The sequence below is a fragment of the Desulfitobacterium nosdiversum genome (genome assembly GCF_049860565.1).
Classification (GTDB): Bacteria; Bacillota; Desulfitobacteriia; order Desulfitobacteriales; family Desulfitobacteriaceae; genus Desulfitobacterium_A; species Desulfitobacterium_A nosdiversum.
Genome location: NZ_CP172056.1, coordinates 801,363 through 815,453 on the forward strand (window position 1 = coordinate 801,363; position 14,091 = coordinate 815,453).

General features: G+C 40.4%; 14 protein-coding genes and 1 riboswitch. Of the genes, 11 read left to right on the forward strand and 3 right to left on the reverse strand.

The genetic code is table 11. The features are described 5' to 3' along the window. The first annotated feature begins 12 nt into the window (after nt 1–12). The 7 genes from ACHOLT_RS03940 to ACHOLT_RS03970 all read left to right on the forward strand — a co-directional run bounded on the left by ACHOLT_RS03940 (nt 13) and on the right by ACHOLT_RS03970 (nt 6,372). Nucleotides 13–1,965 carry a molybdopterin-containing oxidoreductase family protein gene (locus tag ACHOLT_RS03940; protein WP_425805915.1) on the forward strand — a complete coding sequence of 651 codons (1,953 nt, stop codon included), beginning with the start codon at nt 13–15 and terminating at the stop codon, nt 1,963–1,965. A gap of 64 nt (nt 1,966–2,029) precedes the next feature. Next, nucleotides 2,030–2,686 carry a tetratricopeptide repeat protein gene (locus ACHOLT_RS03945; protein WP_425805917.1) on the forward strand — a complete coding sequence of 219 codons (657 nt, stop codon included), beginning with the start codon at nt 2,030–2,032 and terminating at the stop codon, nt 2,684–2,686. A gap of 139 nt (nt 2,687–2,825) precedes the next feature. After that, nucleotides 2,826–3,632: an MBL fold metallo-hydrolase gene (locus ACHOLT_RS03950; RefSeq protein ID WP_425805918.1), complete on the forward strand. Its 807-nt coding sequence runs from the start codon at nt 2,826–2,828 to the stop codon at nt 3,630–3,632. Between the two features lie 24 nt (nt 3,633–3,656). Beyond that, the gene (locus ACHOLT_RS03955) at nt 3,657–4,826 is read left to right on the forward strand and encodes a S1C family serine protease (RefSeq protein WP_425805919.1); all 1,170 of its coding nucleotides are present in this window, start codon (nt 3,657–3,659) and stop codon (nt 4,824–4,826) included. An 80-nt stretch (nt 4,827–4,906) separates the two neighbouring features. Beyond that, nucleotides 4,907–5,389 (forward strand): 23S rRNA (pseudouridine(1915)-N(3))-methyltransferase RlmH, encoded by a 483-nt coding sequence (gene rlmH / locus ACHOLT_RS03960; RefSeq protein ID WP_425805921.1) that lies wholly within the window; start codon nt 4,907–4,909, stop codon nt 5,387–5,389. 96 nt (nt 5,390–5,485) lie between these two features. Next, nucleotides 5,486–5,845, forward strand: a complete 360-nt coding sequence (locus ACHOLT_RS03965; RefSeq protein ID WP_425805922.1) for a winged helix-turn-helix transcriptional regulator — start codon at nt 5,486–5,488, stop codon at nt 5,843–5,845. A 107-nt stretch (nt 5,846–5,952) separates the two neighbouring features. Continuing rightward, nucleotides 5,953–6,372, forward strand: a complete 420-nt coding sequence (locus tag ACHOLT_RS03970) for a pyridoxamine 5'-phosphate oxidase family protein (RefSeq protein WP_425805923.1) — start codon at nt 5,953–5,955, stop codon at nt 6,370–6,372. 166 nt (nt 6,373–6,538) lie between these two features. Here the strand turns inward: ACHOLT_RS03970 and ACHOLT_RS03975 are convergent, their stop codons facing one another. After that, on the reverse strand, nt 6,539–7,228 hold the full coding sequence (locus ACHOLT_RS03975) for an MBL fold metallo-hydrolase (RefSeq protein ID WP_425805924.1): 690 nt from the start codon (nt 7,226–7,228) through the stop codon (nt 6,539–6,541). A gap of 108 nt (nt 7,229–7,336) precedes the next feature. On the opposite strand from ACHOLT_RS03975, the gene ACHOLT_RS03980 reads away from it, so the two are divergent. Continuing rightward, nucleotides 7,337–7,705, forward strand: coding sequence for a VOC family protein (locus tag ACHOLT_RS03980; protein ID WP_425805926.1), 369 nt, complete (start codon nt 7,337–7,339; stop codon nt 7,703–7,705). 252 nt (nt 7,706–7,957) lie between these two features. After that, on the forward strand, nt 7,958–9,625 hold the full coding sequence (locus ACHOLT_RS03985) for a glutamine--tRNA ligase/YqeY domain fusion protein (protein WP_425807868.1): 1,668 nt from the start codon (nt 7,958–7,960) through the stop codon (nt 9,623–9,625). Nucleotides 9,626–9,705: 80 nt separating this feature from the next. Here the strand turns inward: ACHOLT_RS03985 and ybaK are convergent, their stop codons facing one another. Beyond that, nucleotides 9,706–10,179, reverse strand: a complete 474-nt coding sequence (gene ybaK / locus ACHOLT_RS03990) for a Cys-tRNA(Pro) deacylase (protein ID WP_425805927.1) — start codon at nt 10,177–10,179, stop codon at nt 9,706–9,708. A 166-nt stretch (nt 10,180–10,345) separates the two neighbouring features. On the opposite strand from ybaK, the gene ACHOLT_RS03995 reads away from it, so the two are divergent. Then, nucleotides 10,346–10,567 carry a hypothetical protein gene (locus ACHOLT_RS03995; RefSeq protein WP_425805928.1) on the forward strand — a complete coding sequence of 74 codons (222 nt, stop codon included), beginning with the start codon at nt 10,346–10,348 and terminating at the stop codon, nt 10,565–10,567. 65 nt (nt 10,568–10,632) lie between these two features. Next, nucleotides 10,633–10,804, forward strand: a riboswitch (Lysine riboswitch). 119 nt (nt 10,805–10,923) lie between these two features. After that, entirely contained in the window at nt 10,924–12,174 is a 1,251-nt protein-coding gene (locus ACHOLT_RS04000) for a diaminopimelate decarboxylase family protein (RefSeq protein WP_425805930.1), read from the forward strand. A gap of 115 nt (nt 12,175–12,289) precedes the next feature. Here ACHOLT_RS04000 and ACHOLT_RS04005 read toward each other — a convergent pair whose 3' ends face one another. After that, nucleotides 12,290–13,930 carry a glutamate synthase-related protein gene (locus tag ACHOLT_RS04005; protein ID WP_425805932.1) on the reverse strand — a complete coding sequence of 547 codons (1,641 nt, stop codon included), beginning with the start codon at nt 13,928–13,930 and terminating at the stop codon, nt 12,290–12,292. Between the last annotated feature and the right edge of the window lie 161 nt (nt 13,931–14,091).

The window sequence follows — 14,091 nt, forward strand, 5'->3', positions numbered from 1 at the left end:
AGAGGATAAAACATGGTACGCAAGCGATCGGTTTGTCCCTTAAATTGTCCGGACAGTTGCAGTTTCCTCATCAGTTATTCCCAAGAAGGAGGACTGCAAGTACGAGGTGAAAAAGAGCATCCCATAACCCAGGGCTTTGTTTGTTCCAAAGGGCAAGCCCTTGCTGAGCTGGTTTTCTCACCGGATCGATTAAAATTTCCTTTATTGAAAGACCAGGGGCGCTTTCGCAGAATTTCATGGGAGGAAGCGTATGCACTCTTCAGTGAGAAGATTCGAGAAACGTTAAAAGAAACAGGGCCCCTGGGCATATTCCATCATTTCGATTATGCTCATAGCGGTCTGCTTAGGGACCTGGATCGACGCTTTTTTCAAGCCTTAGGCGGAATAACCGAGCCGGAGGGCAGCATGTGTTGGGGTGCCGGTTATCGTGCCCAAGAGATCGATTTTGGCGGCGTGTATCAAAATGATTGGTCTGAGCTCGAACGTGCGCAAACTATAATTCTCTGGGGCAGGGATCCTGCGCTTACTAATATTCATCTGGTTCCTTATTTGCTTAAAGCAAAGGAAGCAGGTGCACATCTTGTCGTCATCAATCCGATTCGGGTAAAAAGCACTGATTTTGCGCAGGAGTATTTACGGGTCAATCCTGGGACAGATGGGATTTTAGCTTTAGGGCTCGCCCATATTATTCTGCGTGAAGGCTGGCTGGATTGGGACTTTATGCGAAATCACATTCAGGGCTTCGAAGAATATGCGCTAAAAGTTAAGGAATATAGTCCTGCAAAGGTCGCAGAACGAGCAGGGGTAAGTCAAGAAAAATTACTGGAGTTAGCACGGCGCATTAGTCACGCAGGCCCCGTAAGCTTTATTCTGGGATATGGGTTGCAGCGTTATGTACAAGGCGGGAAAACGATTCGAGCAATTGATGCTTTGGCAGCGATTACCGGGAATATAGGGAAAACAGGCGCTGGGATTTACTATGCCCATCAATATCACAAAGGACATTTAAATCCCCTTCTATTGCCGGAGGAGAGCTGCAGTGTTCGGCGATTCCCTCATCCCGTTTTGGCGGAGAGAATTCAAAATGCTGATCCTCCAATCCAGATCGCAGTTGTAACTCGTTCAAATCCACTGCTGCAACAGCCGAATACTCTTTTTTGGAGAGAGATCTGGGCAAAGATTCCGTTCAAAGTAACCTTTGATTTTGTGATGTCAGAAACAGCACGCCAATCCGATTTAGTTTTGCCGGTAACCACAATTTTTGAAGAAGAGGATATGATTGCAACCTCTTGGAGCCCGATGCTTCAGATTACAGAAAAGATTCTCGAACCTCGGGGAGAGGCAAAACCTGAGCCGGTAATCTTTTGTGAGTTAGCAGAGTACTTAGGAATGGGTCAAGAGTTCCGAAAAACTCCAGAGGAATGGATTTCGGATATTATTGAGCCCTTAAGTGAATATGGAATTACTCTGGAATCTTTACGTAAAGGGCCGATTAAAGCACCTTATGTTCCTAATATTGCTTGGGAGGGCTTACAATTCAAAACTCCGAGCGGAAAAATTGAATTGGCTTCGGACTTTTCGCTGCAAAACACAGGAGAACGGGCTGCGTCATCATCACTTTCCGCAGAATATCCTTATTACCTCCTGACCCCGCATTCTCGCCAGTCTATTCACTCTCAGTTTCAAGAGGAGGAAGGGTTTCAGATGTTTATTCATCCGGAGCTGGCAGAGAAATATTATCTTTTCCCCGGTGATCAAGCCATCGTAGAAACTGAGCAAGGGCAGCTCCTGGCCCGGGTTTATGTATCCGAGGATATTCATCCGCAGGCGGTGGTAATTCCTGAAGGAAGTTTGAGCAATGGTTTTGGGGTAAATCAGTTAACGAAAGGATTATCATCAGATCTTGGACAATCAACTTCCTATTATGAGGTTGGATGCCAGATCAGGAAATGGCTTGTAGACTAAACAAGCTTCCGATGTTAAAATTAGGAAGTGAACAAAGATACAATAGATCAGGGGGAGATTGAGTATGCGTAAAAAGCATCGGATAATAGCAATTATTATTGTCGCTTTAGTTAGTCTGAGTATGATCGGATCTACTTTTGTTCTCTTTTTTACGAATTCATCTTCGGGGGCTTCAGCTTCCGGTTCGGGAAATAATGCAAATTCACAGGTCCAGGGTTTGCAGAGTCAGATTGACAGCCTTAATCAAGGGTTGAAGTCAAATCCTCAGGACACTAATCTCCGCTTAAGCTTAGCCAATGCTTATTATGATATGGGAATGCTTCAATTGGATAGCTCCCAAGAACAAGCCGCAGCAAGTTTGAAACAAGCTGTTGCTGCTTACCAAGAAGTCGCAAAGACGAATAAGGATAATGTAAATGTCTTAGTGGATTTGGCTACTGCTGCTTTCTATAGCGGAGATAATACACTTGCAGAAACAACCTTTAAACAGGCCTTGACGCTTAAACCAGACTTTTTTAATGCATTGCTCAATTATGGATACTTCCTCATGAATGCTAAAGGAGATTATATAGGGGCCATCGCTGAATTTAATAAAGCCCTGAATACAAATCCTTCACCAACAGATGCAGACCGAGTTAAGAGCTTGATTAGCATGGCTCAGGCAAGACTTTCAGGGGGACAAGATTCTAAACAGCCTATTTCAAGCCAAGGCAATAAATAAAACTCGATTTTTCAGGTGGAGTAGTGATACTCCACCTGAAGTTTAAAAGGTATAAATTTTTTTAAGAGTTCACATTATCTTCATTTCCTTGAGGATTTCTTTTGCTATAATACATATTGCCGGGAAGTAGGTGAAAATTATGCATTTTGCAACCCTTGTGAGTGGAAGCTCCGGCAATGCCACCGTTGTAGGACATAAAAACAGGAATTTTTTAATCGATTGTGGACTCTCTCTAAAAGCCTTACAGCAGAATCTTGCCCTTTTAAATATTTCGGCTTCGGAAATCGAAGGGATTATTATAACCCATGAACATAATGATCATATTAAGGGTATTGGTCCAGTTGCACGAAAGTTAAAGATTCCGGTTTATGCAACCGCAGGAATTTGGGAAGAAATGACTCCTTCTTTAGGGAAAATTGCGGAAGAACAAAAAGTCATTATTTCAGATTCTTTTTCCTGTGCAGGGCTTAATGTTCAGGTTTTCCCGACATCTCATGACAGTCGGGAGAGTTATGGCTTTAAAATTCACGGGCCGGCCGGATCACAGGAAAAAACATTAGGAATAGCCACTGACACAGGTGTTATTACTGAAGACATGAATCGATATCTTAGAGGCTGTGACGCGCTGATTGTCGAGGCCAATCACGATGAAGAGAGGCTATGGAATGGACGATATCCTTGGTATTTAAAAAAACGAATCAGCGGTAATCGGGGTCACCTTGCCAATAAACAATTGGCTGAGGGCCTTTTAGAATGGATTCAAGGAAATACGGAACGTATTGTCCTTGCTCACTTAAGCGAGGAAAATAATACCCCTCAACTCGCGCTGTCTACAGTACTTAAAATACTTAAAAATTCAACAATAGCTAAAGACAACCCTGATTTACGGTTAAGAGTTGCTCCAAGATATACTCCGCATGAACTTATTGTTTTAGGAGAAGACTAAGCAATTATTGAGGAGGTCTAAGATATGAGCTATTTTAATGGTTCTAAGCAATATCCTGATTATTCTTCAGGTTCTCCCAAGCGCAGGCTAAATTTATTTTCGACGGTAGCAGTCGCTTTAATCAGTGCTCTTGTAGGGGGACTTATTTCTACAGCCATTGTTTTGCCTAATGTTTATGGTAACCGGGCACAAAATAAGAACCAAGTTGTTATCGGTCAAAGTTCATCTACTCCTCCTGTAAATGTGACAAGTCAGACCGGTTTCCCAGTAGTAGAGGTTTCCAAGGCGGTGGGGCCGGCTGTCGTCGGAATTGGTAACTTTCAACAATCAGGCCGACTCTTTGGAAACAGCGGAATGTCCGAGGTAGGGAGCGGTTCAGGCTTTATTATTGATGCTAAGAATGGCTACATAGTGACAAATAACCATGTTATTGAAGGAGCTAAAAAGCTGGTTGTAAGCTTAGCAGATGGGCGAAATGTAGACGCATCCCTCGTTGGGGCAGATGCACGAACCGATTTGGCGGTAATAAAAATAGCTGCAGCAGATAATCTAACTGCTGTTCAACTGGGCGATTCGGCACAGCTTCAAGTTGGAGAGCCCGTTGTAGCTATCGGAAACCCTGGGGGTCAGGAATTCGCTCGTTCAGTAACTGACGGTGTGGTATCGGCTAAAAATCGTGTTCTGCAGATCCAAGGGGAATCGAGTTTTAACCTTATTCAAACAGATGCTGCCATTAATCCGGGCAATAGCGGCGGACCTTTAGTTAATTACCAAGGACTTGTTGTAGGGATTAATTCTGCCAAAAATGCGGAGCCGGGTTTTGAAGGAATGGGTTTCGCGATTCCAATTACGGACGCGCTGCCTTTTATTAAACAAATGATTGAGAAAGGTTATGCGAGTCACCCAGGTTTATTTGTTTCAATTGACGACCGTTATACAGAAGAATGGGCTGCTCAACAAGGGTGGCCAGCCGGTGCCTACATTTCAAAGGTTTCGACTGGTGGACCTGCTGATCAGGCCGGGCTTAAAAGCGGGGATGTTATTACAAAGATTAACGACAAAGCAATTAAAAATGCTATCGATCTTACACGGCAGCTTATTCAATTTAAACCTGGAGATAAAATTACGGTGACCTATTATCGAAACGGTGCATCTAAAGATGTGACGTTGACATTAGCTGAGTTGAAACAATAAAAAATTTATTCCATGAACTAGGGTATGGAAAGGGGAGAATACAATTGTATCGCCCCTTTTAGAATTCGAGGTGGAAGCGAATGTTACAAGCTAAAATTGTAGCTGTGGGGAAGGTTAAAGAAAAATTTTTGCGTGAAGGAATACAGGAATACACGAAAAGATTAAGCTTATATTTACGTTTAGAAATTATTGAGGTCATGGACGAGCCTTGTCCGGAAAAACTCTCTAAGTCAGATGAAGAGCATGTCCGGGAAAAGGAAGGCGCACGCATTCTTAGGGCAATAAATCCTCAGGAATTTGTCATTTTGCTTGATCTCAGGGGTAAAGAATTGTCATCTCCTGAACTTGCTTCATTCATAGACGATTTGGCGCTGCATGGAAGAAGCCAAATTACTTGGGTTATTGGAGGCTCGTTAGGAGTTGCAGACGCCGTTCGTGAGCGGGCGGATTTCCGCTGGTCTTTTTCGAAACTGACATTCCCCCATTTGCTGATGCGGGTTATGCTTTTAGAGCAAATTTATAGAGCATTTAAAATTAGCAAGGGGGAAGTCTACCACAAATGAGGTTCACATGTGAACCTCATTTGTGGTTTCATGCTATAATAACAAAACAGACGATACTTTTATTACATATTCTTTTAACTTGCGGGGGTGAGCGTATTGAAAATAAGAGAGGAATACACTTGTCCGCTAGAGCTTACACATGATATTACAAAGGGTAAATGGAAGCCTATTATATTATGGCTGCTAAAGCAGGGCAACAAAACACTTGTATATCTCGAAAAAAATATACAAGGTATTAATCAAAAAATGCTTATAGAACAACTAAAAGAACTTTTGGACTTTGGAATGATCGGTAAAAAGACATTTGAGGGTTATCCCCTAAGAGTTGAATATTTTTTAACAGAGCGTGGGAAAAAGATGCTTGAAGCTATTACCATTATGCAAAATATAGGTATCGATCTTATGAAGGAGAACGGAATGGACGACGTTCTAAAGGCAAAAGGACTTATTGATTAGTTAAATAACCATGCTCACAAAAAAGTGTGTAATTTACTACCTGCTTGTGAAACGTTAAAATTATTAATATATTTCATAAGAAATAAATTCACAAGGAGGATATCAGCATGATAGATGCAGAAAAAACCATAGGCAATTTGATAGACAAAGCAGGTGTTTCTTTTATCGGCTCCGTAGATAGTGAAGGGTTTCCAAATATGAAGGCCATGTTACCGCCACGGAAAAGAGAAGGAATTAAGTATTTATATTTTACTACAAACACTTCATCTATGAGAGTAAGCCAGTATAAAGAAAAACCAAATGCATGCGTGTATTTTTGTGATAAACGCTTTTTCAGAGGTGTAATGCTAAAGGGGACTATGGAAGTGCTTGAAGATAGTCATTCCAAGGAAATGATTTGGCGTGAGGGAGATACAATGTATTATCCTTTGGGTGTAACTGATCCTGATTATTGCGTTTTAAGGTTTACAGCATCTAGTGGGCGATTTTATAGCAATTTTAAATCAGAAAATTTTGAGGTCGATTAAAGAAACATAATTGTTAGCTAACGATTCATAACATTTTTTAAGTGTGCAATTGCTGATTGAGACGCTTCCAATAAGAAGCGTCTCAATGCTTAACAGGCTATCCTTATTATAAATATATTTTCGTTTAGTTGATGAGTGTTGGAGGATTCAAGGGGTTCTATAGCTCTTAAAGTGTAAGGGAGATTTTTTCTCCTCGCCCGGTGAGGGCGATAATTTGGGTAGGGCTGTTCTTCATTTTTTCAGCAAACGTTTTTACTGCCGGCGGATGGGTTGAAAAGTGCATAGGAATTAAATATTGGGGTTTGATTTTATCAATGAAATATTCAGCCCCCGCGGAATAGTTTTTTTCAAGTCTTGGATCAACCGGGAAAAAGGCAATATCAATTCGTTCATTTTTTAGTTTCTCAATTTCATCTTTAAAATCTTTCTCCGCTTTTGCCATTTCTTCCGGAGTATTAATCCATTTCCACCAGTTAAAATCACCGGAATGAAAAATTCGGATTCCTTCACATTGAACTAAGAAGGAAACTCCAAGGTCAGTCGAGTTATAGGCTTTTATGAGAAGATCCCGATTCTCGATTATGTCGCCGGGGGATAATGATCGAAAGTTATTTGTTTTTTCAGGAACAGCAATATCACTGCTCAAAATATATTGGATATCCGGTCTTTTTTGCTGCCATTCAAAGATTACCGGATTTAAATGATCAGGATGGCCATGGGAAGAGAAAATTATTGTTTTTTTATTGCTAAGTTGAATGGGACCTTTATAATAGTCAAAAACGAAGAACCATTTCTTAGTTTCAACTGAAAATCCACTGTGATATAAATAATTAATTTCGATATTTTGTTTTTCCATTGTTATCACCTCTTAATGATTATACAATAACATTGATAAATTATAGAATTGTTGGATAAGTTTGTTTTAAAGATTATTTTTTATAAAATACTTTTAGGAGGGGTATAAATGAATTTTAAGTTTAACCACAACAATATCAATGTCCTCGATCTTGAAAAAAGTCTTAAATTTTATAAAGAAGCCTTGGGCTTAGTTGAAGTCAGAAGATATGAGCAGGAGGAAGGAGAATTTATTCTTGTTTACCTTGGAGACGGTTCTACCTCGCATCGATTAGAACTAACTTGGTTAAAAGGAAGAACAGAACCGTACAACTTAGGAGATAATGAATTTCATCTTGCCTTTACTGCTGATGATTTTGAGGCAGCTTATGAACTTCATAAAAAGATGGGTTGTATTTGTTACGAAAATAAAAATATGGGAATCTATTTTATCAATGATCCGGATAATTATTGGTTGGAGATTGTGCCTGTCCGGTAGAAACAGGATAGCCTATGGATCAATCATTTTTACAGAAAATAAAGGCTTTGGCTTGAACTTTTAAAAAATGGGAACACTAAATCGTAAAAAGAAGTAGGACATGTTCATAAGCCTTTAGAAGGAAAAAGCAATTTTAGTGTAGAATTTTATTCAGTCGCCAATTTTAATATAGTTTCTTATAGCTTACTTTCTTTTAGCAGTAAGGAAAATAGCTTATTTATTCCAATATTCGTAAATGAGATAGAAAGGTTGATATCATTGGAAAACAAGTCTTCGAATTTCTTGCGCAATATCATTATTGAGGATTTAAAAAGCGGAAAAGAGGATCATGTTATAACCCGTTTCCCGCCGGAACCTAATGGGTATTTACATATTGGACATGCAAAATCTATTTGCTTAAATTTTGATTTGGCGGATGAATTTAATGGAAAAACAAATCTTCGCTTTGACGATACTAATCCCATTAAAGAGGATACGGAATATGTAGAGTCTATCAAAGAAGATGTGAAATGGTTGGGTTATGAATGGGATAACCTTTTCTTTGCTTCAAATTACTTCGAAGAATTTTATAACCGTGCGGTTTTACTCATTAAAAAGGGTAAAGCCTATGTTTGTGACCTTTCACCTGAGGAAATTCGCAATTCACGAGGAACCTTGACTGAACCCGGTAAGGAGAGTCCTTATCGAAATCGTTCTATCGAGGAAAACTTAGATTTATTTGAGCGGATGCGTAAAGGTGAATTTAAGGATGGTGAGAAAGTACTTCGCGCCAAGATTGACATGTCTTCACCCAATATTAATTTACGCGATCCCATTCTCTACCGAATTGCCCATGCAACCCATCATAACACAGGCAATCGATGGTGCATTTATCCAATGTATGATTTTGCTCATCCTTTAGAGGATGCCATTGAAGGTGTGACCCATTCCATTTGTACCTTAGAATTTGAAGATCATCGTCCTCTATATGATTGGGCTATTCAAGAATGTGAAATGCCTAATGTGCCCCATCAATATGAATTTGCGCGTTTAAATATCACGAACACGGTGATGAGTAAACGCAAATTAAAACTTCTCGTCGATGAAAAGGTCGTCGATGGTTGGAATGACCCTAGAATGCCGACCATTTCCGGTCTTCGCCGCAAAGGGTATACGCCTGAGTCCATCCAAAATTTTGCTCGGGAAATTGGTGTTGCTAAAGCGGATAGTATTGTCGATGAGAAGATGCTCGAGCATTTTATCAGAGAAGATCTTAAGTTAAAAGCTCCCCGAACAATGGCTGTTCTTCAACCCCTTAAAGTTATTATTACAAATTATCCTGAAGGACAAGTAGAAATGCTTGAGGCTGAAAACAACCCGGAAAATCCCGAAATGGGAGTTCGCCAAATTCCCTTTTCTCGGGAAATTTATATTGAACAAGATGATTTTATGGAAACTCCGCCGCCCAAATATTTTAGACTTTTTCCCGGGAATGAAGTTCGGTTAAAGCATGCCTACTTTATTAAATGCCAAGAGGTTATTAAGGATGACCAGGGAAATGTTATTGAGATTCATTGTACGTATGACCCTGAGACAAAAAGCGGTACAGGATTTACAGGCCGTAAAGTAAAAGGAACAATTCACTGGGTTGAAGCAAGTCAGGCATTGCCTGCGGATTTTCATCTTTATGAGCCGTTAATTCTTGATGAGCAAATGAAAGAGGAAGAAGAGGAAGGGAAAACATTCCTCGACTATATCAATCCAAATTCACTTGAAGTTCTAAAGGGCTTTGTTGAACAGAATATGAAGGAAGCTAAGGCTCAGGATAAATTTCAGTTTTTCCGTCATGGATATTTTAATGTGGATCCCAAATATACAACATCAGAAAAGCCGGTATTTAATCGGATTGTTTCATTGAAGAGTTCTTTTCAAGTCAAATGATGATATGAAGAAACGCTGCAGAGATTAAAATCTTTGCAGCGTTTCTTTATATCATTTTCTTAAGTAGTAAGTATTTTATATTAGATTGTAATTGCTCCGGTTTTTGCCTCTGTAATGCGCAGCAGATCTTCAGGTGCAATATAAATTTGTAAGCCGCGCATACCTGCACTGATCGATAAACCGTCAACCAGCTCTATGGTTTCATCAAAAAAGACAGGATACTTTTTCTTTGCACCGATTGGAGAGACTCCGCCGCGAATATATCCGGTTAAGGGCTGTACCTCTTTTAGATGAACAACTTCAACTTTTTTATTTCCGCTGAGCTGAGCTAATGCTTTAAGATTCAATTCTTGATCGGCAGGAATACAAGCCATCAAAACACCTGTTTTATCGCCGCGTACGACGATCGTTTTAAAGATTTGTTCTGGGGGCATTCCTACTTTTTGAGCAACAGTAACTGCAGATAAATCGGATTCGTCAACTTCATAGGGAATAAGTTTATATGTTATCCCCGCTTGATCAAGGATACGTGCAGCATTTGTCTTTTGCGACATAAAAACACCTCATTCAATTATGCTGATACTTTCAATATAGAGAATGAGAATTCCTCCGTCAAGGGAATCGACGCTGAGAATTAAAAAATTGTATCATTATGTTTTTTAAAGGATTCGGGTATTCTAAAAAAGACGCAGCTTTCTTTTAAAATGGAGGAATGTCGAAATGAATGAGGAAAAAAGTAAACCTAAAGAATTAAAACGGCAGGTTTGGGAACCGGCCGGAGTTGTAAGCATTCGTAAACAACCGGGTAAGGATTATGATCTTAAATCTCCTGAAAATAGGAAAGGAGGCCAAATAAACTTAGAAGTTGAAGAGGTTTTCGATAATAAAGGGATGATGAAAAATCTCCCGGAAAATACACCAAAGAGTAAAAGAAAACACTGATGAAATTGTATAGTTATGGGTTGACATTGAATTCAATCTGGCGCATAATAATTTAATAGCTATAAGTGAATGATAGAGGCGCGGTGAATAAAGAGTATGTATTGTGAGGCAGCCAACAATGAACAATACAGAAAGGAATTCCCGCCGAAGCCTGGATTCGAGGCTAGGATCTCTGGCTGGGCTTGCATTGAAAAAGTGCAAGACTGTCACCGAAATTGGTGGAGTGCTATCTCGTACATTAAGGGTAGGAGGTTATTCTTCTGCTGTTCAAGCGGTTGCGAGCGTACTCGTAACCGCTTTTTAAAATCGGGGCCGCAAACTGACCATTCACCGGATAAATTAGGGAGGATTGGATCGTGGCAAATAAAACGTTACCCTTTAACAAAGAAAAGTTGGAAGAGATTGTAGCTCAATATGGAACTCCTTTTCATATTTATGATGAAAAAGCAATTCGGGAAAATGCACGTCGTTTAACTCAGGCGTTTGCATGGGCTCCCGAATTTAAAGAATACTTTGCTGTAAAAGCAACTCCAAATCCTTACCTTCTCAAGATTTTGAAGGAAGAAGGTTTTGGGAGCGACTGCAGTTCACTGGCAGAGCTAATTTTAGCAGAGAAGAGTGAAATTACAGGGGAAAGCATTATGTTTACATCTAATGATACCCCTGCTATTGAATTTAAAAAAGCGAGAGAACTTGGTGCTGTTATCAATCTTGATGATATCACTCATATTGATTTTCTTGAAAAGGTAGCGGGAATTCCCGACTTAATTTCTTTCCGGTATAATCCGGGCTCGTTAAGAGCCGGCAATGCGATCATTGGTAATCCTGAAGAAGCGAAATATGGTCTCACAAAAGAACAACTTTTTTATGCCTACGAAATTGCAAGAGATAAAGGGGCAACGCGCTTTGGTCTGCATACCATGGTCATTTCCAATGAGCTTAACCCTGACTATTTTATTGAGACTGCAGAAATGATGTTCGACCTGGCTGTAGAACTTAAGGAGAAACTGGGAATTCGGATTGAACTTGTGAATTTTGGGGGAGGAATTGGAATTCCTTATCGCCCAGAACAAGAACCTGTTAAATTGGAATATGTCGGAGAAGGTGTTCGCAAGGCGTATGAAGAGAGGATTGTTCCCCATGATTTACACCCTCTAAAATTAGCCTTGGAATGCGGCAGAGTAATTACCGGGCCGTATGGATACTTAGTTGCGCGTGCACTGCATAAAAAAGAAACCTATAAAAACTATATTGGTTTAGATTCATGTATGGCTGATTTGATGAGACCCGGTATCTACGGAGCTTATCATCATGTAACTGTCATGGGAAAAGAAAATCTGCCAAAGGATCATGTTTATGATATAACGGGAAGTTTATGTGAGAATAATGATAAATTTGCCGTAGATCGGGAACTTCCCCGTATTGATATTGGAGATCTTATTGTTATTCATGATACAGGGGCACATGGTCATGCTATGGGTTTCAACTATAACGGAAAACTTCGTTCTGCGGAACTCCTCTTAAAAGAGGATGGAACAGTCGAAATGATTCGCCGGGCTGAAACACTTGAAGATTATTTCGCAACTTTAGATTTTTCCAGATTATAGAGCGGGAAAAACGAAAGCTAAGCTTTAAATTAACAATAGCAATCCCCCCCATAACCGTCTTAAAGATGGTATGGGGGGGATTGCTATTAAATCGATTGAAAAAGAAGAGGCTACATTAACTGTTGAGGATTTTTTGGGCCATTTCGTCTTGAATAGAGGTGATAAAGGGAATACCCGTTTCTTTTTCTGTTTCTCGGTTAGCTGTGGCGATATCTAGCCGGGACATTTCCGTTACGCTAAATTTACGGGCCCCGGCTAAGAACTGTTGCAGACCGCAAGCTAATTTATCAGCCATGGTCCAGAAGGCAATCGCGCCGTAGGGGATTTTCTTCATGGCTTCAGTACCGACGATGCTTTGAACGGAATAATAACCGGCAAAGAGTTCCTCAGCCTTTGATCCGAGCTCGGTGACATTCTTAGGAAGAGAATCCCAATTTCCATTGACGATAGCCTTGCGATCAGGACGCAGAACACCTTCAATATTTGAACCGAGAAAGGCTGGAATCATCGTTGCACGACCCATGCAGACGAGTTTGACAAAAGGAGCTCCAAGGGATAGTGCTTTGAAAATATGATCTTCGCGGGCAAGGCCACCGGCAAAGGCCATATCGACAACCTTATCTCCGCGAGAAGCAAGGATGTTTGCATATTCATAAGCCTTCGAATGGAGGAGAATTGACGGAACGCCCCAAGTTTCCATCATGTTCCAAGGACTCATTCCTGTACCGCCTCCGGAACCATCGACGGTGAGCAAATCAAGTTTAGCCTCAGTGGCTAATTTAATAGCTGCAGCTAAAGCCTCCATGCCATAAGAGCCTGTTTTTAAGGTGATGCGTTTAAAACCAATGCTCCGTAAATAAGCTACAGATTCGAGGAAGGATTTGCGTAATTCTTCGTAGTTTGAAAGATCCGTATATCCTAAACGGCTATGTCGGGCAAAGGAACGAATGGCGCCATTCCTAAAGGCCTCCTGTACATCGGCTTTTCTTGGATCAGGATCGACAATATATCCCCGATTGACGAGGAAGAGCGCATAATCTAAATCCGCCACCTGAATTTCTCCGCCGATATCCTTTGCACCTTGACCCCATTTTAATTCGATTATAACTTGGTCTCCATATTTATCAATGATATATTCAGCGACACCATTTCTTGTATCTTCAACATTCATTTGAATGATAATGGCACCATAGCCGTCATAGTAATTTAAGTAAGTCTCAATTCGCCGTTCAAGTTCTGGGGCTTTTGAGATTCGCCCGTTTTCAATGATGGCCTGTTTATCAATTCCAGCTACGTTTTCTCCAACGACAATTGGAATACCAACGAGTGCAGCACCGATAGCGAAGGAGTCCCAATATTTCGATGCAATAAAAGTCGACCCTAATGCGCCTGTCATGATGGGCATCCGAACTTTGGTTTTTACGTCTTGCCCAAAGCTGGTGCTAATATTCACATTTGGAAAAATACAGTCATCCGGATCATTGGATAATCCTTGAGGAACGCCGTGAGCTCCATAGTTATAGCCCATAATGCGCAGTGAATTGTAAGAAACCCCTATATGAGTGGTATTACCACTCCCAGCAGTTACAGTACCGAAATCTCGCGGGTATAACATTTTGCGCCCTTTCAGGCTGGACATCCAGGTTTCACACTTTCCTTGGCAATCTGAACGGCAAAGTGTGCATAAGCCCGACTCCGCAGGATTTCCGCGGTTCACTGTACCAAGAGCATCATTGGATTTTGACCATTGAATCATTGTAATCCCCCCATCTTTATTAGAACGATACCCTTACTTATACCATTCTAACCTAGATATTCCACATTGTGAACCTATGTTCGTAAATGTATTTTGAATACATCATATTAAATATTTGATCCTAATGTGGTACAATCAATGAATGAAATTATTACTTAGGA